At 56.5% G+C, this 20447-nt stretch carries 18 protein-coding genes; 10 read left to right on the top strand and 8 right to left on the bottom strand.

Going from position 1 to position 20447, the window contains the following annotated elements:
- Window position 1: 1 nt before the first annotated feature.
- From FN806_RS00675 to FN806_RS00655, 5 genes are all read left to right on the top strand, one after another.
- A complete protein-coding gene (locus tag FN806_RS00675; RefSeq protein WP_142633018.1) occupies window positions 2–2188 on the top strand; it encodes a xanthine dehydrogenase family protein molybdopterin-binding subunit in 2187 nt (728 codons plus the stop codon).
- A gap of 109 nt (window positions 2189–2297) precedes the next feature.
- Window positions 2298–3617: a glutamine synthetase family protein gene (locus FN806_RS00670; protein ID WP_142633016.1), complete on the top strand. Its 1320-nt coding sequence runs from the start codon at window positions 2298–2300 to the stop codon at window positions 3615–3617.
- 59 nt (window positions 3618–3676) lie between these two features.
- Complete coding sequence (locus tag FN806_RS00665; RefSeq protein WP_142633014.1) at window positions 3677–4357, top strand: type 1 glutamine amidotransferase; 681 nt, start codon at window positions 3677–3679, stop codon at window positions 4355–4357.
- The gene (locus tag FN806_RS00660; RefSeq protein ID WP_142633012.1) at window positions 4357–5715 is read left to right on the top strand and encodes a glutamine synthetase family protein; all 1359 of its coding nucleotides are present in this window, start codon (window positions 4357–4359) and stop codon (window positions 5713–5715) included. Before FN806_RS00665 ends, FN806_RS00660 begins: the two co-directional genes overlap by 1 nt.
- Window positions 5716–5721: 6 nt before the next feature.
- Entirely contained in the window at window positions 5722–7026 is a 1305-nt protein-coding gene (locus FN806_RS00655) for an NAD(P)/FAD-dependent oxidoreductase (RefSeq protein ID WP_142633010.1), read from the top strand.
- Between the two features lie 21 nt (window positions 7027–7047).
- Here FN806_RS00655 and FN806_RS00650 read toward each other — a convergent pair whose 3' ends face one another.
- Window positions 7048–8028 carry a formylglycine-generating enzyme family protein gene (locus FN806_RS00650; RefSeq protein WP_142633008.1) on the bottom strand — a complete coding sequence of 327 codons (981 nt, stop codon included), beginning with the start codon at window positions 8026–8028 and terminating at the stop codon, window positions 7048–7050.
- A gap of 209 nt (window positions 8029–8237) precedes the next feature.
- Between FN806_RS00650 and FN806_RS00645 the strand changes: the two genes are divergently transcribed.
- Complete coding sequence (locus FN806_RS00645; RefSeq protein WP_142633006.1) at window positions 8238–9452, top strand: DegT/DnrJ/EryC1/StrS family aminotransferase; 1215 nt, start codon at window positions 8238–8240, stop codon at window positions 9450–9452.
- 62 nt (window positions 9453–9514) lie between these two features.
- Here the strand turns inward: FN806_RS00645 and phaR are convergent, their stop codons facing one another.
- From phaR to FN806_RS00630, 3 genes are all read right to left on the bottom strand, one after another.
- Window positions 9515–10069, bottom strand: coding sequence for a polyhydroxyalkanoate synthesis repressor PhaR (gene phaR, locus FN806_RS00640; protein WP_142633004.1), 555 nt, complete (start codon window positions 10067–10069; stop codon window positions 9515–9517).
- 136 nt (window positions 10070–10205) lie between these two features.
- Window positions 10206–10652, bottom strand: a complete 447-nt coding sequence (locus FN806_RS00635; protein WP_142633002.1) for a phasin family protein — start codon at window positions 10650–10652, stop codon at window positions 10206–10208.
- A gap of 134 nt (window positions 10653–10786) precedes the next feature.
- A complete protein-coding gene (locus tag FN806_RS00630) occupies window positions 10787–12589 on the bottom strand; it encodes a PHA/PHB synthase family protein (protein ID WP_142633000.1) in 1803 nt (600 codons plus the stop codon).
- Window positions 12590–12700: 111 nt separating this feature from the next.
- On the opposite strand from FN806_RS00630, the gene phaZ reads away from it, so the two are divergent.
- Window positions 12701–13972, top strand: coding sequence for a polyhydroxyalkanoate depolymerase (gene phaZ, locus FN806_RS00625; RefSeq protein ID WP_142632998.1), 1272 nt, complete (start codon window positions 12701–12703; stop codon window positions 13970–13972).
- 5 nt (window positions 13973–13977) lie between these two features.
- Complete coding sequence (locus tag FN806_RS00620; RefSeq protein ID WP_142632996.1) at window positions 13978–14562, top strand: DUF6151 family protein; 585 nt, start codon at window positions 13978–13980, stop codon at window positions 14560–14562.
- Here FN806_RS00620 and FN806_RS00615 read toward each other — a convergent pair.
- From FN806_RS00615 to FN806_RS00600, 4 genes are all read right to left on the bottom strand, one after another.
- Complete coding sequence (locus tag FN806_RS00615; RefSeq protein WP_142632994.1) at window positions 14553–15269, bottom strand: alpha/beta fold hydrolase; 717 nt, start codon at window positions 15267–15269, stop codon at window positions 14553–14555. The two genes, FN806_RS00620 and FN806_RS00615, sit on opposite strands and share 10 nt — an antisense overlap.
- An 84-nt stretch (window positions 15270–15353) precedes the next feature.
- On the bottom strand, window positions 15354–15968 hold the full coding sequence (locus FN806_RS00610) for a hypothetical protein (RefSeq protein ID WP_142635076.1): 615 nt from the start codon (window positions 15966–15968) through the stop codon (window positions 15354–15356).
- A 28-nt stretch (window positions 15969–15996) separates the two neighbouring features.
- A complete protein-coding gene (locus FN806_RS00605) occupies window positions 15997–16977 on the bottom strand; it encodes an alpha/beta hydrolase (protein WP_142632992.1) in 981 nt (326 codons plus the stop codon).
- Window positions 16977–17726 carry an alpha/beta fold hydrolase gene (locus FN806_RS00600; protein WP_142632991.1) on the bottom strand — a complete coding sequence of 250 codons (750 nt, stop codon included), beginning with the start codon at window positions 17724–17726 and terminating at the stop codon, window positions 16977–16979. Before FN806_RS00600 ends, FN806_RS00605 begins: the two co-directional genes overlap by 1 nt.
- A 218-nt stretch (window positions 17727–17944) precedes the next feature.
- Between FN806_RS00600 and thrS the strand changes: the two genes are divergently transcribed.
- The gene (gene thrS / locus FN806_RS00595) at window positions 17945–19903 is read left to right on the top strand and encodes a threonine--tRNA ligase (protein ID WP_142632989.1); all 1959 of its coding nucleotides are present in this window, start codon (window positions 17945–17947) and stop codon (window positions 19901–19903) included.
- Window positions 19904–20124: 221 nt separating this feature from the next.
- Entirely contained in the window at window positions 20125–20427 is a 303-nt protein-coding gene (locus FN806_RS00590; protein ID WP_142632987.1) for a BufA1 family periplasmic bufferin-type metallophore, read from the top strand.
- Window positions 20428–20447 lie beyond the last annotated feature (20 nt).

Here is a 20447-nt window from a genome sequence, read left to right as displayed (position 1 = left end):
CATGACCATCAACACCTCTCGCCGTGGTTTTCTGAAAGGCGCTGCTGCAACCGGTGCCGTCTTGCTGGTTGGCGCCCGCCCCGATGGCGTTCTGGCTGCGGCCTCGTCCGAGACGACGCAGCTCAACCCATTTGTTAAGATTGACGCCGACGGCACCGTGACCGCCATCGTCAAGCATTTCGAAAAGGGTCAGGGCCCTGCGACCGGCCTGCCGACGCTGATCGCCGAGGAGATCGGTTTATCCATGGACCAGATCGAATACGAATTCGCGCCCTCTAACCCCCAAGTCTATAACAATCTGCTGTTTGGCCCCTTCCAAGGCACCGGCGGGTCAACCGCAATGGCGAACTCCTGGCAGCAATATCGCCAGGCGGGCGCTGCTGCCCGTGAGATGCTGATCAACGCCGCCGCCCAAAGATGGGGTGTAGATGCATCAGGCATCACCATTGAGGAAGGCATCGTCAAAGCAGGCGAGAAATCTGCACCGATTGCCGATTTCGTGGCAGCCGCGTCGCTGTTGGAAGCTCCGACCGAGCCGCGCCTGAAAGACCCGTCAGAATTCCGGCTGATCGGAAACGAAACGGTGCGCCGCAAGGACTCGGCAATCAAGGGCAACGGACAGGCGATGTACGCCATGGATGTCCACCTGCCCAATCAGATGGTTGCGATGATCAAGCGGCCGGAGTCGCGCGGTGGCGTTGTCATCAGCTTTGACGACAACGCATCGAAAGAGGTCAAAGGCTATATCAGCGCCGCTGCATTGCCCAATCAGGCGGGCGTTGCGGTCTATGCCGAAGATACCTGGGCCGCGATTCAGGCGCGTGACGCGCTTGAGGTCGAATGGGACATGTCCGGCGCTGAAACCCGCCACTCGGATCAGATCAAGGCCGAGATCATGGACGCGCTAAATGCCGAGCCCGCCTATAACGTGAACAAGGCAGATGTTGCCACGGTTTCGGCGGCGATCGACGCGGCGGATACGGTCGTAGAAAAAACTTTTTACTACCCGCTTCTCGCCCATGCTCCGATGGAGCCACTGAACTGCACAATCGAACAGACAGCAGAGGGTGACATCGTTCTGCATGATGGCGCTCAGATGCCAACCGGCCCGCACATGGCGTATCAGCAAATCTTTCAGCTGCCACCCGAGAAAATCCACATCAGAACGATGCTGGCCGGCGGGTCTTTCGGGCGTCGCGCAACACCGGATGCGGACTATCAGGTTGAGGCCGCGTTGGCCTTTGTTGTCACTGACCGCTCGCGCCCGGTCAAACTGGTCTGGACGCGGGAAGACGACATTCGCAGCGGGTATTACCGCCCGGCATTCGGCCACAAAGTTCGTGTCGGGTTGAATGCGGAGGGGAATATCGTCGGATGGCAGCATCAGGTCGCTGGGCAATCGATCATGAAGGGCACCCCGTTCGAAGCGGTTGCAGTGCATGACGGCGTCGACCACAGCTCGATCGAAGGCATCGCAGACAGCCCCTATGATATTCCGGGGATAGCGCTTGGACTGACCGACACACCCAAGGCCACATCGGTCCTATGGTGGCGGTCGGTAGGACATACCCACACTGCCTATACGATGGAAACAATGATGGATTTGGCCGCCACCGCCGCGGGCCGTGACCCGGTTGAGTTCCGTCTCGCACATCTGGCAGATGCGGGTAATGCAGACCAACAGCGCAAGGCCTCAGTTCTGAAACTTGCGGCCGAGAAAGCAGATTGGGGCAACGTCCCTGCCGGTCGAGCGCAAGGTATTGCGGTGCACAAATCCTTTGGTTCTTATGTGGCTGAGGTGGTCGAAATCTCGGGCGATCCGGATGACGGTATCAAGATCGAAAAGGTCACCTGTGCTGTCGATTGCGGTATCGCGGTGAACCCCGACGTGGTGCGTGCCCAGATGGAAGGTGGGATTGGCTATGGCATCGGGCATGTGATGCGCGATCAGATCACACTGACCGGCGGTTCCGTGGATCAATACAACTTCCCGGATTACGAGCCCCTTCGGATCGGCGATATAGCTACAATCGACGTCCACATCCTGCCCTCGGCCGAGGCCCCCACAGGCGTGGGCGAACCCGGCACGCCGCCCTCGGCCCCCGCGCTCGCGAACGCAATCAAGGCAATGTCGGGGACCTTGATTGCCGATCTGCCGATGGCCGAGAACGGCATAAGCTTTGCATAAGGTCCCGACCCCGCGCCGAAAAAACGGCGCGGGGATAATTTGATCAAATTTCGTGACAAGGCGCTTTGTGTCGATTAAACCTCGGGGTACCAGAGTGATGGAGACGCCGATGGACCTGAACGCCCTACACAGTTTTCGCGTAGCGGCCTGCGACCTTAACGGTCAGCTGCGCGGCAAACGCGTGCCTCCTTCTTATGCTGACAAGCTGAGTAAAGGTGTGGTGCGGATGCCCTTTTCGGCATTGAACGTTGATCTGTGGGGCGCGGATATCGAGGATAGCCCGCTTGTGTTTGAATCAGGCGACGCGGACGGCATATTACTGCCAACCGAGCGTGGCCCCGTCCCAGTTCCCTGGCTTGAAACCGAAACAGCGCTGGTGTTGATGTCCCTGTATGACGATCAGGGCAAGCCCTTTGCCGGCGACCCTCGCCATGCTCTGACCTCGGTGCTGCAACGCTATGCCGAGCGTGGCTGGTCTGTTGTTGCGGCGACCGAGCTGGAATTCACGCTATTGGACTCATCAGGTGCACGGCCGGTGCCTCCGATCAATCCTTTGACGGGGCGACGGTTGGTCGACGAGGCAGTCCTGTCCATGGCGGAAATGGATGCGTTCGACGCCTTTTTCACAGACCTCTATGACGGATGCGAGGCAATGAGCATCCCGGCTCAAACCGCCATTTCCGAAAGCGGGATTGGCCAGTTTGAAATCAACCTGAACCATCAGGACGCCATGCGCTGCGCAGATGATACGTTGCTTTTCAAGGTGTTGACTCGTGGCCTTGCGCGCAAACATGGGTTTACCGCAACTTTCATGGCCAAACCCTATGCCCAGGATGCGGGCAATGGGATGCATGTCCATTTTTCGGTCGTCGACCAGGATGGGCAAAATATCTTTGACAATGGCGGGCCTGAAGGCACTGATCTTTTGCGCTCGGCCATAGCCGGATGTCTGTCCGCAATGCCTGGTTCAACTCTGATTTTTGCACCGCACGGGAACTCCTACACCCGGCTTGTCCCCGGCGCCCATGCCCCAACTGAGGCATGCTGGGCTTATGAAAATCGCACTGCCGCGCTGCGCGTTCCCGGCGGCGCGCCCTCTGCCCGCAGGATCGAACATCGTGTTGCTGGTGGTGACATCAATCCCTACCTCATGCTGAGCGCCGTACTCGGTGCGGCGCTGAACGGCATCGAGGACGGAACTGAACCGCCAGCTCCGATCACGGGCAACGCCTATGAGATCGACGGCCTGCCGCAACTCGCTGGCGACTGGGCTTCAGCCATCACCGCCCTTGAAACCGATCCGCAAGTTGCGCGCATCTTTCCCGCCCCGCTGATCAGCAATCTTGCCATGACAAAGCGACAAGAGATCCTGCGCTTTGACGAACGCCCACCCGAGGAGCATTGGCTAAGTTATCTCGAGGCGGTTTGAGCCCCCTTGCCCGCTTCGTTCTGCTCAGCTAGAATAAATTTGATCAAATTTGGTGACCCATGAAAATCGGTATCCTTGTAACCGGCCACCCCCCTGACGAATTGCACGATCAGTTCGGTGAATATGACGGCATGTTTCGCGCGCTGCTGGATGGCAACGGCTTTGAGTTTGTGACCTATGCGGTTGTCGACGATCACTTTCCGCAAAGTTTTGACGATGCTGATGGATGGATCATCACCGGCTCGCGCTATGGCGCCTATGAGGACCATGCCTGGATTCGCAAGCTCGAAGCGCTGATCCGCGACATCCATCAAAGCGGCAAACCCCTGATCGGCATATGCTTTGGTCATCAAGTCATTGCGCAAGCCCTTGGCGGGAAAGTTGAAAAGTTCAAACAGGGCTGGGCCGTGGGGCGGACGGACTACGATTTGGACGGACAGACCGTCACTTTGAATGCCTGGCATCAGGACCAGGTGGTAGAGCTGCCCGCCGGTGCACAAGTAACCGGTTCGAACGCCTTTTGCCAGAATGCCATGCTGGCCTATGGCGACACGATCTGGACCGTTCAGGCCCACCCGGAGTATGGCGACAGCTTCATCGAAGGGCTGATGGACACACGCGGCAAAGGTGTCGTTCCAGACAATCTGATGCAGGCCGCCGCCGACCGCCTGCCCACCCGCGACGACAGTCCGAAGATCGGACAGTTCATGGCAGAGTTTTTGAAGAAAGAGAGGGCCTGATGGCCGATTGGACAGAACAACTGCCACAGGCAGCCCGTACCTATTTTGAAGGTCACCGATTGGATGAGGTCGAGTGCATCATCTCTGACCTGCCCGGCATCGCGCGCGGGAAAGCGGTTCCGGCCACCAAATTTGCACGCCAGTCCTACTTCCATCTACCCGATAGTATCTTTTACCAGACTATCACCGGGGACTGGGGCGAAGCCGCCGGAGAGGACGGCTTCATTGAACGGGACATGATCCTTAAGCCTGACTTTTCGACTGCTTCCGCTGCTCCTTGGACGGGTGACTGGACACTGCAGGTGATCCACGACGCCTATGACCGGGACGGAGAGCCGATCCCGTTCAGCCCACGCAACGTGTTGAAGCGCGTCGTAAAAATGTATCACGACAAAGGCTGGAAACCGATTGTCGCGCCAGAGATGGAGTTCTTTCTGGTCGCCCCCAATGTCGACCCCGCGCAGGGGATCAAACCGATGATGGGCCGTTCGGGTCGTCCGGCGGCCGCGCGGCAGGCCTATTCGATGACAGCGGTGGATGAATTCGGCCCGGTGATCGACGACATCTATGACTTTGCCGAACATCAGGGATTCGAGATTGACGGCATCACCCAGGAAGGCGGCGCCGGACAGCTTGAAATCAACCTGCGCCATGGTGATCCGGTCAAGTTGGCAGATGAAGTGTTCTATTTCAAACGCCTGATCCGCGAAGCCGCGTTGCGACACAACTGCTTTGCGACCTTCATGGCGAAACCGATTGCGGATGAGCCCGGATCGGCCATGCACATCCACCACTCGATCACCGAGATCGAAACCGGACAGAATATCTTTTCCGGACCTCAGGGCGGCGAAACGGATGCATTCTATAACTTCATTGCAGGGCTGCAAAACCACTTGCCTGCAGGCCTGGCAGTCATGGCACCTTATGTGAACTCGTACCGCCGCTATGTGAAAGACCATGCCGCGCCGATCAATCTGGAATGGGCTCGTGACAACCGCACGACCGGCATCCGTGTTCCCCTGTCCGGCCCCGAGGCGCGGCGCGTTGAAAATCGTATCGCAGGCATGGACTGCAACCCTTATCTGGGCATCGCCTTGTCGCTCGCCTGCGGCTATCTCGGCCTGACCCAGCAAGAACGTCCGCGCCGTCAGTTTTATGGCGACGCCTACGAAGGTGACGGTGATATCCCGCAGGTCATGGGCAATGCGCTGGACCTGTTTGATCAGGCCACCGCCCTGCACGAGGTGCTGGGTCCGGAATTTGCCCGCGTCTATGGCATTGTCAAACGTGCCGAGTATGAAGAATTTCTACAGGTCATCTCTCCGTGGGAGCGTGAGCACCTGCTCATGAACGTTTAAGCCGCGATGAATCTCCTCTATTCCAACGACCGCAAGGCCGAGTATCCGGCCAGCTGGTATGCCGCGACGGCCAACACACTCGACCGTTTTCCCGCGCTTGCTGGGGATACCAAAGCGGATGTCTGTGTGGTCGGTGGCGGCTATACTGGCCTGTCCGCCGCGCTGCATCTGGCCGAGGCCGGGTTCGACGTCGTGCTGCTTGAGGCGCATCGCGTTGGTTTCGGAGCGTCAGGCCGCAATGGCGGGCAGCTGGGCAGCGCCCAGCGGATGGATCAGGAAGACCTTGAACGCCTGGTCGGCGATGACGATGCCGCTAAGCTGTGGGATCTGGCCGAAGATGCCAAGGATCTGGTCAAATCGCTGATCGAAAAGCACAAAATCGACTGTGATCTGAAACCGGGCGTGGCGGTTCTGGGCCTCAGCACCGGGGATCAGCAAGACCTCCACGACCACGCGGCGCATCTGTCCGCGCGATATGGGTATGACCATATGGAGCTGCTGGACGAAGGCGCGGCGCATGGCTTGTGCCCATCCCCAACCTATCGCGGAGGTTATCTGGACATGGGGGCGGCGCATCTGCACCCGCTGAACTTTGCCTTGGGGCTGGCTGATGCCGCAGCCAAGGCCGGCGTGCGCATATTTGAAAGCACCGAGGTCACCGGGATCGACGAAGTCGATCCGGCCATCGTGCAAACCCCGCAGGGAAAGGTGACGGCCAACCACGTCATTCTGGCCTGCAACGGCTATCTCGGCGATCTGAACGGCAAAGTGGCGTCGCGCGTCATGCCGATCAACAATTTCATCGCCGCGACCGAGCCTTTGGGCACCGATGCCGCCCGTGTCCTGACCCGGGATGTCGCCGTCGCTGATACCAAGTTTGTGGTGAACTATTTTCGCCTCAGCGCCGACAACCGCCTGCTATTCGGCGGCGGGGAAAGCTATGGCTACCGCTTCCCCACAGATATCGCCTCCAAGGTGCGCAAGCCGATGACCGAGATTTTCCCGCATCTGCGCGATGTAAAGATCGACTATGCCTGGGGCGGTACTCTGGGCATCACCATGCGGCGAATGCCCTACCTGACACGGGTTGCGCCCAATATCCTGTCGGCCTCGGGCTATTCTGGCCATGGGGTCGGCACGGCGACCCATGCCGGGCAGTTGATGGCGATGGCCATTCAGGGCCAAGCCGAAGGGTTCGACACCATGTCCCGCGTACCCGCCCTGCCCTTTCCGGGCGGCGCAGCCCTACGCAGCCCGTTGCTGGTGCTGGCGATGACATGGTTCTCCCTGCGGGACCGGCTGGGATTCTGATTTCGAGATTGTCAGAGAAACTCACTTAAACTCTCTCAGGATACGAAAGCCCGTCAATTTTGACCGCCAATCAATGCCCGCCCCACCGCGACTTGCAGCGCGCGAAAAATCCATAGCAAATGGATAAGAACCGCCTTTTACAACCCGCCTGTGACAATCGACTGATCTCGCCATCTCTAAGTGCTGGCTGGAAGTCGACCAACCCGGGTGCGTCGCTGTCCAGCAGGACATCGTTCTTTCCCCGACATTCCCCGACATATGCTGAAGACCCCAAGCATTGGAGGCATCAAGTTCATCAACGCGAACTGGGTAACCGCGCCACACTAAATCCGGCCGCTTTTCACCAATCATCTCTTCTGTCGGTTTGGCATGGAAATTGGCCTGATCCGTCGTAACTTCCTCTCCTTGCGCAAAAGGAGTCTGCGTTCCGGCACGGGCGGCATATTCCCATTCGGCTTCCGTTGGTAAGCGGTAGGCATCTATCCCGAGTTTTTTGTTCAGCCAATCCGTGTAAGCCAAAGCATCCAAATAAGACACATCATTCACTGGATGATTGCCCGTAAGATCTATGCGCTCAAAACTATCGCCGATTACAAAATCTTCCGGCACATATTTGCTACATCCCCCATCTTCAACGCAGGCCATCCACTCATCACGGGTAACCTCGTTACGTCCCATGGCAAAGGACAGATCTATTCTGACGCTATGAACCGGACCTTCACGATGCGCGATATACGGCTCTTCCGCTGTCGCGGGTCGGCGCCCTTTTTCATCCCAATGAAAGTTTCGTTTCGATTCTCCCGGTGGTCCACCCATCATGAACTCACCCATAGGCAAGGCAATCATCTCAGGGCAAACATCGCATTCCTGAAACATCTGAAGCGGCGCAACTTCAGTGCCATCCGACAGAAGATAATCTGCGTGAACCGCCGAAGCGAAAGTTGAAAGCGCGCCCCAAAGGGCCAAACGAATGATAGTCAATGCAGTGATCCAACCCATCATACGAGAACAACGTCAAAGAAGATCCATTGCCACCTTACTTCCCCCAAAGTTGCAAGTTCAAAAGAATTTCCCGCTACGCGGGGTAAGCCAACCAGTGTCTCTCTGACTACGACAGAATAGTGAAATTTCGCCACCCTGAAGATTAAGGGCTTGGATTGACACTTCATTAGCTTTATCTTTCCCAAAGATAGAATTCAGGAATGCCAAATATGACGCTGCCTCCGAACGTCCATGACGCCGAACCCATCCCCGCGGCCGCCCGCGACGCCATTGATGCCCTGATGCAGTCAGGCGACCTGTTCCGCTACACTGCGCCGCAGGACGCTCCGGTTGCGCTGCTCGAGTCGGAATTCGCGGAACTGCTGGGCACGAAATACGCGCTGGCTGTATCGTCCTGCTCGGCGGCACTGTTCCTATCGCTCAAGGCGCTGGGTTTGCCGCGGGACGCGCGGGTGCTGATACCGGGCTTTACCTTTGCGGCGGTGCCCTCATCGGTCATACATGCGGATTGCATCCCCGTATTGTGTGAGGTGGGTGACAATTATCGCATCGACATGGATGACTTTGCCGCCAAACTGGATAACGTGCAGGCCGTGATCATTAGCCATATGCGCGGACATACTTCGGATATGGACGCGATCATGACTCTGTGCAGCGCGCGCGACATTCCGGTGATCGAGGACGCAGCCCATTCGCTGGGGACAACTTGGCATGGCCGCAATATTGGGACGATTGGGAAGATCGGCTGTTTCTCGTTTCAGTCCTACAAGATGATCAATGCGGGCGAAGGTGGCATTCTGATAACCGACGACGCTGATCTGGTGGCGCGTGCCGTGATCATGTCCGGCGCCTACGAACATAACTGGAAGAAACACAAAGGTCCGCGTGGCGACAACTCATCGGAACTCAAAGAGGCCTTTGGCCGCTGGCAGAACCAGTTGCCGCTGTATAACCTGCGGATGAGCAACCTGAGCGCTGCAGTAATCCGTCCCCAGATGCCTGAATTGGCACGCCGTGTCCACGATGGGTTGCAAAACCACGACTATGTGGCAGAGCGCCTGAACTCATCGCCCTATATCAACGTGCCTGCCCCGCTGGTGCCAGAGCGCCGGGCGCCGGACTCGATCCAGTTCAATCTGGTTGACCTAAGCGATGATGATATCCGCGCCTTTGCCGCAGCATCCGAAGCACGCGGGGTGAAAGTTCAGGTATTCGGCCTGAGTGAAGACAACGCCCGTGCCTTTTGGAACTGGCAATTCCTGCCGGAACAGACCGAGCTGCCACAAACGCGAAACATGCTGATGAAAGCTTGCGACGTGCGCCTGCCTGTACGCCTGACAGGCGCGGAACTGGATGTGATCGCTGATATTCTGTTGGCTTCAGTAGGGGAAATTACCGCCCCGAAAATCGCATTTGGAACCTGAACAAGCTGAATTCAAACGAAAAGGCCCGCCAGCGGCGGGCCTATTTCATTGTGTGGACAAATTCAGTTCAGTTTAGACAGCTTTTGCTGCAACTCCGCCAACTGCTTCTTGATGTCGTCCAGATCCTCACTCGACTGGGGTTTGGCCTCGCTATCCGTTTCCGGACCGGACCAACTGCCGGAAATGCCGCTGGTCATCGCCTTCAGAAATGCCTTTTGCTGCGCTTGCAGTGCTTCGAAACCCGGAATCTGGGTCATCGGATTCATCGCAGACATGTTTTCCATCATTTTGCTTTGGCTTTCGCGCAGCATTTCGAACGAGCTTTGCAGGAATTGCGGCATCACTCCTCCGCCCGGCAACATATAGCTACGCACAAGATCGTTCAGCACGTTCACCGGCAGGACATTCTCACCGCGGCTTTCATGCTCGGCAATGATTTGCAGCAGATATTGCCGTGTCAGATCATCCCCAGTCTTCAGGTCTATGATCTGAACTTCGCGACCGTCACGTATGAATGCCGCAATATCTTCGAGCGTGACATAGTCACTGGTTTCAGTGTTATACAGCCGACGGCTGGCATATCGTTTGATTAGCAACGGTTTTTCTTGTTCTGACACCGTCTACCCTCCCCAAGGAATGATGCATTGCAGCAGAGATTATGCGAGTGCAGAACAAAAAGAAAGGGCAGGTCTTTCGACCTGCCCAACGCGATTGCACCAAATGGGAGGAGTGGGTGCGCCTCGCTATCTTACCTTACTTGGCGCCAGCTGCTTTTTTCGCAGCAGTGGACACGTCGTTGGTTGCTTTTTTGACAACGGCAGTTGCGTCTTCTGCAGCGTTTTTGCCAGCAGCCATCAGCAGCTCAACGGTTTCCGACTGAACTTTTTTCGCGATTTCAGCGAAAGCAGCCAGGTTTTCAGCAGCAACTTCAGCCGACGCGCTTGCGTAGTCGGTTGCAGCTTTTGCGTAATCTGCAGGGTCAGATTTCGCTTTCGACATATCGGACAGTTTGGCCAGGGTTTCCTTGGTCCATTTGTTCGAAATCTCAGCGGATTTCTCAGCCGCTTCCAGAGCAACGCCCGACAGCTTTTCGTTCAGGGTCGCGGTGGTGTTGAACGCACCTTCCAGAGCGGTGGTGTCAACAGGGAATGCACCCATCATGTCTTTCAGGGTCGCGGTAAAGTCTTGAGTCTTTGCCATTGTCCAAATCCTTTGCTTGCCGATCCGGGCCAACCCCGGGCTTCATCAGCTTGAGGACAATATCGTTGCTGCATCGCAGCATTGCAAGTTTTTTCTTGCTGCACTGCAGCAATATTTTTCTAAACTGTTAAAAATCAATCTGTTGCCTTCACCAAAACATAGGTTCCTGGTGCCTCGGCCAGGGAAGCGTATCCCGAATCGCCCACTTGGCGCGCGGGGATCTGCTTGCCGGATCTCTTCTTCAGCCAAGCTTCCCACTGCGGCCACCAGGACCCTTTATGAAAATCGGCCTCTTTCATCCACGCATCGGCATCCGCATTGAGATCAGGGTTTGTGTAGTGGCCGTATTTCTTCTTGCTCGGCGGGTTCACGATGCCTGCTATGTGACCGGATTCCGAAACGACAAACGTCTTCGAACGTGACCCCATCTGCTGCACACCCCGATAACAATCTTTCCAGGCGGCGATATGGTCGGTTTCACAGCTGATGGCCATCAAAGGAACATCAACGTCGCGGATATGCAGTTTGTGCCCAAGCAAATCGAAACCGTCGGTCACAAATTGATTTCTCTGGCAAAGCCCCCGCAAATACTCGATTGCCATTTTGCCCGGAAGATTTGCGCCATCCCCGTTCCAGTAGAGCAAATCAAACGCCGGAGGGGTCTCGCCCATCATATAGCTTCGAATGGCAGGGCCGTAGATCAGGTCATTCGATCGCAGGAACGACATGGTACGACCTATGACCCATGCTTTTAGGATACCGTCTTTTGTCACTTGTTCTTGAATGCCATCGACAAAGTCATTCTGTAGGAACGGCGTGAATTCTCCCTGTTCACCGAAATCGGTCAAGGTTGTGAAGAAGGTCGCCGATTTGATGGATTTGTCGCCACGCTGTTTCATCAGGGACAGCGTCAAGCTCAACGTGGTGCCGGCAATGCAATATCCCACCGCATTGACCTGCTTGACCTTACAGATCGACTTGACGGTCTCGATGGCGGTCAGAAATCCCTCTTCGACATAGTCGCCCATACCGACCTCGGCATGAGAAGCATCCGCATTAACCCAACTTACAACAAACAGGGTATAGCCTTGCTCGGTCACCCATTTGATGAGGCTGTTCTGCGCCTTAAGGTCCAGAATATAGTATTTGTTGATCCAGGGCGGAAACAGAACGATCGGGGTCTCGTGTACGGTCTCGGTCGTGGGTTTGTACTGGATCAACTCCATAAGCCTGTTGCGATAGACCACGTCGCCCGGAGTTGTCGCGATATTCTCGCCAAGCTTGAACGCGGATTCATCCGCCAGTCTGACAACCATTTCACCATTATTGGCTTCTAGGTCCGCAACTAGATTCTCTAGCCCTTTGATCAGCGATTGCCCTTCCGTCTCGACCGCCTTTTCCAGCGCGTCGGGATTGGAGGCCAGAAAATTCGTCGGAGACATCAAGTCAATGATCTGTTGCGAAAAGAAATGCAGCCTCTGCTTGTCCTTGCCGTCCAGATCGTCGACCGAAGCAACCGCCTGCGCGATTGCATCGGCGTTTGTCTGATACTGCTGGCGAATAAACCGGAAATAGGGATTGGTGTCCCAAAGAGGGTTTGAGAACCGTTTATCCTTGGGTCCGGGTTCGCTGTCCTCGACCCCGCCGGCGGCCAGCGCCTGCTGAGCCTCAGCAAAGTTCATAACGGATTGTCCCCAGAAGGCGACCTGATGTTCCAGAAGCTTGGCGGGATTCTGCCACGCTTCAGCGAAATACGAAGTTGCTGCTCTTGCGAAAAGATCTTGATTCGGACCGTCCAAAGCGGGAGTGTGCGCCTCTTTGCCAGCCATCACATCGATCAGCCTTTTCGACAATTCTTCGACTTTCGTCATATTTTCTCTAATCCGTTCAAGGTGTTCCTCGGACAGCTCTGGCGCGTTATCTTCACTTGTTGTCATTTTAACAATTCCACCCTAACCTCGCTGCTATGCAGAATAACGTCGTGGGCGTCGGGGGGCAAAGCGACGAATGGTCCGAATTATCAGGCTGACACTCAGGAGGCCCATTTCATGCGCTACATGATGACCTACGATCTTATGGAAACGCTGCGCAACACCAATCAGTGGATGGGTGCTACGGCAAGTGCCATGGCTTCTTATCCGCTGTTTTCGATGGTGCCCAACCCTGCGTTCAGCATGATGGCCGCCTGGGGCGAGGTGACTGAGCGGACGTTCCAGCGCATGGTTGTAAAACCCGACTGGGGAATCCGTACATTCACTTGCGCAGACGGCAAGGATCATCTGGTCGATATTGTCCCGGTGATCGAACGCCCTTTTGGTGATTTGATACATATACGTGTCAATGGCCGCGCCGAACAGCCCCGCAAGGTGCTGTTGGTCGCCCCGATGTCTGGACATTACGCCACTTTGCTTCGGTCCACCGTAAAAAGCCTCTTGGTGAATTGCGAAGTTTATATCACAGACTGGCATAATGCGCGCGATATCCCCGTGTCCGAAGGTAAGTTTGATGTAGAGGATTATACACTTTACCTTGTCGATTTCATGAAAGAATTGGGACCGGACACCCACGTTGTAGCCGTCTGCCAACCGGCGCCGCTGACTCTGGCCGCCACAGCCTATCTGGCCGAGGTCGAACCCAAAGCCCAACCCAGCACGCTGACATTGATCGGCGGACCTGTTGACCCGGATGCCACACCTACCGACGTGACTGATTTTGGCCGCCGCGTGACAATGGGGCAGCTGGAAGAAACCATGATTCAGCGCGTCGGCTTCAAGTATAAGGGCGTCGGGCGCATGGTGTATCCCGGCCTGCTGCAGTTGGCCTCGTTCATGTCGATGAATTCGGACCGGCATTCTCAGGCGTTTTCCGAGCAGATCCAGAGGGTTATGCGGGACGAGGCTTCGGATCACGATGCCCATAACAGATTCTACGATGAATACCTCGCCGTCATGGACATGACCGCCGAGTTCTACCTTTCGACCGTCGAACGCGTCTTCAAAAACCGCGAAATCGCGCGCAACGAGTTCGTTGTTGCAGGGCACAAGGTGGATATCGGCAAAATTACAAACGTTGCTGTCAAAACAGTCGAAGGTGCGAATGACGACATCTCGGCCCCTGGCCAGTGCATTGCTGCGCTCGAGCTGTGTACAGGGCTGCCGGATTCGAAAAAAGCCAGCCATGTCGAACCTGGCGCAGGTCATTATGGCATCTTCGCCGGCCGCAGCTGGCGCGACAATATCCGCCCATTGGTGATCGAATTTATGAACGCCAACGCCCGCAAACCCTCGCGCAAAGCGGCCAACCGCAACAAAGTGGCCTAACGCCGATGGGAAAGAAAGTCGCCAAACAGACGGCTTTCGCCTGCAACTGTGGAAAACTCTTTGGCAGCATTACAGCCAGAGGCGTTCAGTACGGAACGCATGTAGTCTGCTTTTGCCGTGATTGCCGGGCCGCGCAGATATATTTCGGGCAACCGAACCCTGCGCCGGAACCGGTGGACATTTTCCAAATGGCCCCTGAAGAAATAAGGATCGACGGCGGCATAGAACACCTGGCCGCGATGCGCCTTGGCCCCAAGGGGATGCTGCGCTGGTATGCCAGCTGCTGCAATGCGCCGCTGGCGACGACATCAAATACTCCAAAATTTCCGTTTGCGGGCTTTGATGTGAAACGAGTTTCCGATCCGGACTGTTTAGGGCCGGTTACGACCCAAGGGTTCATTCCGCAGGCCGATGGAAAACACAAACACAAGCGACTGGGTTACGCTGTCGCCGGGATTGTCACGCGGGTACTAAAATCCCGGCTTTCTGGCAGCTGGAGGGACACCCCGTTCTTTGATCAGCATACGGGCCAGACGATATCAACCCCGGTCATTCTAAGCAAAGAACAGCGTAAAGCGCTCTACGCGTAATCCAGCGCCGGCTTCACGCTGAGCCAGGTCTTCAGCGCCTCGGTGACATTTTCAGGCGATTCCAACGTAGGCAAATGTCCTGCATCCTTGATGACGTGCAGTTCTGCATTTGGGATCAGGTCCGCCATGAACGCATGCCTTCGCACCGGAACAACCGTGTCATGCGCCCCACATAGCACCAAAGTCGGGGCCGTGATCCGGCGCAGGTTGCCCTGCTGATCCGGGCGACGCTGCAGCGCGCGAATCTGACGCTCGAACACCTGCGGGCCCAAATCTAACGCCATCGAGATGACATCAGCAAGAATGGGAATACGTCGAGGCCCCGGGGCCAGCGAATCCGATCCAATCAGCCGACGCATCACTTCCTCTAACCGACCCATCTTGGCGGCGACCAACAGCTCCTCCCGCGCGGCTGCGGTCTGGGGCGATTCCGAATGCGCATCCGAAGCCATCAGACACAAGCGCGACACCCTCTCGGGTGCATATCGGACAATTTCCAAAGCGACTACGGCGCCCAGGCTTAGGCCCGCCAATGCAAAGCGTTGTGGCAACTGAACCAATAGGCCCCGCGCGATCTCTTCAATCCGTTCAGCAGTCGAAACCGAAGCGACCGTCACGGCGCGATCACGTGACAGGGCGCGCATCTGATGCTCAAATACCCGCGCATCACACATCAAACCGGGTAAAAGAACCAACGGCTCGATCAAACAACGCCTCCTTTGGAAAAGTCACTCAAATCGTCGTCATTAGTTTCAGGATGAGAGGTTTTGTATGGTTCGGCAAGTTAAAGTTCAGGGGTAGCGGATACCGCGAAAAGCGGGGAAGTCCGCATATCGTCTTTGCCGCTCAAGGTCACCCTCGCCAGGCGCGCCTCCTGGGTGCAGAAGGCAGCCCCGCGGCGCAATATAGCTGTCGATGCGCTTATGAGGCACAGGCCTCCAGACCAGATTGAAAGCACAGAGTTTTGGAAAGAACCAGATTTCGGAATATTCCAGATGGTCGTGCATCCACCACGCCAAATCCCGCCAATCCCGCCCCGCCTCATATTGATCCGCAAACCATGGGATCACGATCGATGCACCGGCAATCCGATCATCACCCACCGCGCGATCCCAGATGTGACATTCCAGCGGGTTATCATTTCGCGCGCAATTCAGCCGGTTTTCATTGCCGAAACGGTTCAATGATGCCGAGCGATAGCCGGATCGTACGGCAATCCGGCCAAAGGTCTCCTCAAGCGGGTCCAGCAGGGTTTCGCAAAGCGCCTTTCCGGTTTCGATGGCAAGGTCGGGATCGTCAGGAAAATTCTGCTTTTCGTGAAAATTTCCTATTTCCGAATACAGAAAATCGCGCATGAAAAAATGGCGGGACAGACGCACACGACCGAGGGTTTCAAGGCTCCACATACTGCCTGGTCTGCGCATTGTTTCTTCCTCACTCGATCCCCAAGGTATTCAGCCATCTCAGAATACCAGCCACCACATCGTCGGTCTGCCCCGGAGACATCAACCGCCCGGCGATCACATGGGAATTAGGATCGTCCCCGGGCCCCATTGTTACCAGCTCAACCGACGCAGGGGCGCCCCATACCTTGGCAATCTCGTGGGTCAGGTCGGCACGCACGACCTGATCTTCATTCGAGAACCAGAACAACGCGGGAACCTTTGCGTCTGAAAAATCCAGCGCATAGACCACATCCACCAGCACTGTCATCGGCACCACAGCCTGCCAAGGGTAGACCGCCGACCAGAATTTGTTCATTTCCGGGTTCACCCCTGCGACGCCCCGGGTTTCACCCATAATCAGGGGCAACCAAATGCGCGCCCAAGGCAATCCGGGTATCCATGCTCCGGCCGCTTTAACGCCGAAATTCGGAGAAACAAATACGATCCCTGCAACGTTTTGGCTCAGTTCTTCATTCAGTGCGGCCGCAGCTGCCAACGTGCCGCCGGTTGATGTCGAAATCACCACGACCTTATCCCCAACCGCCCGTGCGGCAGCCAGCCCTTCGGCAAGATCCTGCATCCAACCCGAGGCCGTCGCCTCACCCATTGCATCCCCCCCGCGACCATGACCCTGCAACCGCGTGTAGACCAGATTGGCGCCCAACGTTTCGGCGAGCAGATCGGGAACCGGTCGGATCTCTTCGGATGATGCAGAAAACCCGTGCAGATACAGAATCGAAACAGGTGTTCGCTGCTCTTTATAGCCCTCTTGCCAAATAACTCGCTTTTCGACCCCCGGAATGATGTCGGCGAATGCAGATTCCACACTTTCGAAATAGACCTGCACCCCTTCACCGAATTTGCGCGCGTCAAATGTTGGGGCCAGATCAACCTTCTCACGCGGGCCAAACCAATAGATCAGGCCAAACGCAACGATCAATGTCAGAAAAACGCGACCCAATATCCGCATTATTGGGCTGCCATCACATCGAGAACGGCTTGTTCGATCAACCCCAGGCATGGGCCATCCGAAAAGCGATGATCGGCGTGCTTGATCAATGACAGGCGCATATCGGGCCCGAACGCATGTTCAATCAGGCGCACTGCTGTTCCGGTTGAAACCGCTGTGTCTTCGGTACCTTGCAAAAACCGCACAGGAAAAGGCAGATGCAGAGGCTTGCGCAGGACCAAATGTTGGCGACCATCTTCGATCATCCGTTTGGTCACGATGTAAGGCTCCATATAGTCCGAAGGCAGCTCTACATGGCCAACAGATTCCAGTGCCTGTTTCTGGTTTTCCGAGAATGAAGCCCAATACCCGTCCTCGGTAAAATCCGGCGCAGCAGCGATGGTCACCATTCCCTGAATCCGATCTGGCAGCGCTTTGGCCAACAGCAGCGCCTGCCACCCCCCCATGGACGAGCCAACAACAATCAGCGGTCCATCCGTCAATTCCGTGATCGCGGCCAGCGTATCCTCATGCCAGTCACCAATGCATCCTTCTTCGAACGTGCCCCCGCTTTCACCGTGACCTGAATAGTCGAACCGCAGAAATGAATGGCCACGCCCCTTCGCCCAGGCCTCCAAATGCACCGCCTTGGTGCCCTCCATATCGGATTTGAGCCCGCCCAGAAACACGATGGTCGGCCCGGTGCCCTCGCTTTTATGATAGGCCAGCCGCCGTCCCTGCGCCGTTTCCAGAAAATTCGTCGCTGCCATGACACCCTCTTTTCTTTTTCCGATATCATGCACGCCCCACCCCCAAGTGCAATTCCCAGATCCCCCTTCATCTGGCCAGAAATACCTCGGGGAGCGCGAGGGGCTGGCCCCTCGCGCCGGCCCTTGACAGGTCCACCACCACCTGACAAATGAAGCGAACACAACATAACCCGCAACCGGGCGTTCAGTGGGCGCCAAACCGACGAGGAGAGCCAGCCATGGCCTTGGACGCACAGTCAATCTCTCTCACTTTTCCTGACGGCAATGCACGATCCTATGACGTGGGTGTAACCCCTGCGCAGGTGGCCGCCGACATCTCGACCTCACTGGCCAAAAAGGCCATCTCAGCCACGGTGAATGGCCAGCATTGGGATCTGCAATGGCCCATTGAATCTGATGCCGAAATCGCCCTGCACACCATGAAAGATGAAGATCAGGCAAACGAACTGATCCGCCACGACCTGGCTCATATCATGGCCCGCGCCGTGCAGGAGATCTGGCCCGATACCAAAGTCACCATCGGCCCCGTCATCGAAAACGGCTGGTACTACGATTTCGACCGGGCCGAGCCATTTACGCCCGAAGACCTCGGCGCGATTGAGAAAAAGATGAAGGAAATCATCAACAAACGCGACACCGTGACCACCGAGGTCTGGGACCGTCAGCGCGCGATTGATTTCTACACCGAAAACAACGAGCCCTATAAGGTCGAACTGATCGACGCCATACCGGGCGACGAGCCATTGCGCATGTACTGGCATGGCGACTGGCAGGACCTGTGCCGTGGCCCGCATCTTCAGCATACCGGCCAGGTTCCGGGCGATGCGTTCAAGCTGATGTCCATCGCCGGCGCCTATTGGCGCGGTGACAGCGACCGTGCGATGCTGCAACGCATCTATGGCGTGGCTTTTACCGGCAAGGAAAAGCTGAAAGCGCACCTGCACATGCTGGAAGAGGCTGCCAAGCGTGACCACCGCAAGCTGGGCCGCGAAATGAACCTGTTCCACATGCAGGAAGAGGCTCCGGGCCAGATCTTCTGGCATCCGAATGGCTGGAAGATCTATACCACCCTGCAGGACTATATGCGCCGCATGCAGGAACGTGACGGCTATGTCGAAGTCAACACACCGCAGGTTGTTGACCGCAAATTGTGGGAAGCCTCGGGCCACTGGGACAAGTATCAGGAAAACATGTTCATCGTCGAAGTCGACGAGGAACATGCCCGTGAAAAGGCCGTGAACGCCCTGAAGCCGATGAATTGTCCCTGCCACGTGCAGGTGTTCAATCAGGGTCTGAAATCCTATCGCGATCTGCCTCTGCGCATGGCCGAGTTCGGGTCTTGCGCGCGGTACGAACCCTCTGGCGCGCTGCATGGTATCATGCGGGTGCGCGGCTTTACCCAGGACGATGGGCATATTTTCTGCGCCGAAGATCAGATCGAATCTGAAACCGCAAAATTCATCGCGTTTCTGTCGAAGGTCTATGCCGATCTCGGTTTCCATGATTGGACCATCAAGCTCTCGACGCGCCCGGAAAAACGCATCGGGTCGGATGAAAGCTGGGATCTGGTCGAAAAAGCCCTGGGTGACGCCTGCAAGGCCGCAGGATACGACTATGAGCTTCTCGAAGGCGAAGGCGCCTTCTACGGACCCAAGCTTGAATTCACCCTGACCGACGCGATCGGCCGTACCTGGCAATGCGGCACCCTTCAGGTGGACCCCAACCTGCCCGAGCGGCTGGACGCCAATTTCATTGGCGCGGACGGATCGAAGCACCGCCCCTTCATGCTGCATCGTGCAACGCTGGGTTCGTTCGAACGGTTCATCGGCATCCTGATCGAAGAACACGCGGGCAAATTGCCCTTCTGGCTGGCCCCGCGTCAGGTCGTGGTCGCTTCGATCACCTCCGAGGCTGACGGTTACGTGCAGGAAGTGGTTGAGACACTCAAGGCCGCAGGTGTCCGAGCCGAGGCGGATATCCGCAACGAAAAGATCAACTATAAGGTTCGAGAACACTCGGTCGGCAAAGTTCCGGTCATTCTGGCCGTCGGTCACCGTGAGGTTGAGGACCGCACGGTCAGTGTCCGTCGTCTTGGTGAGAAACAGACACAAGTGCAGCCGCTTGAGGCTGTAACAAATGAACTGTCGCGGGCCGCTACGCCGCCCGACCTGCTGTAACAATCAGCGGCAAATTGCACAAAATCCGGCCCCCCCTGAGGGGCCGGATTGAAACATTTGCGTTTTATCTCTTCTAAAACAAACTATTAGTTTGCAAGATGTCATGACAGTCATTGACGGGCTCGTGAGACACAGGCTCGTGAATTCAACTGTGACCTGCAACCCATTACCTTTGTCATTGTCGAACACAGACATACGCAGTCATCAAAAGGATAACCGAGATGTCGAACACCGCTAAATCCCTTGTCATCGCAAGCGCCGTAGCCGCAGCCGTTTCAGGCATGGCCACAACCGCATCCGCACAAGCCAAAGAAAAGTGCTATGGCGTTTCTCTGGCCGGTCAGAACGATTGTGCCGCCGGTCCCGGCACCACGTGCGCGGGCACCTCGACTGTTGATTATCAGGGCAATGCCTGGACGCTGGTAGATGCCGGCACCTGCGCCGATATCGACCTGCCTCAGTCAGCTGACGGCGCTGCCCGCAAGGGATCGCTCGAGCCGCTGGAGCGTGACCTGCCGGCATAAGCCTGAGTTTTTGCCAAATC

Origin of the sequence: Ruegeria faecimaris (assembly GCF_900182615.1) — a bacterium.
Classification (GTDB): Bacteria; Pseudomonadota; Alphaproteobacteria; order Rhodobacterales; family Rhodobacteraceae; genus Ruegeria; species Ruegeria faecimaris.
This window is presented reverse-complemented; position numbering and strand designations above follow the sequence as displayed.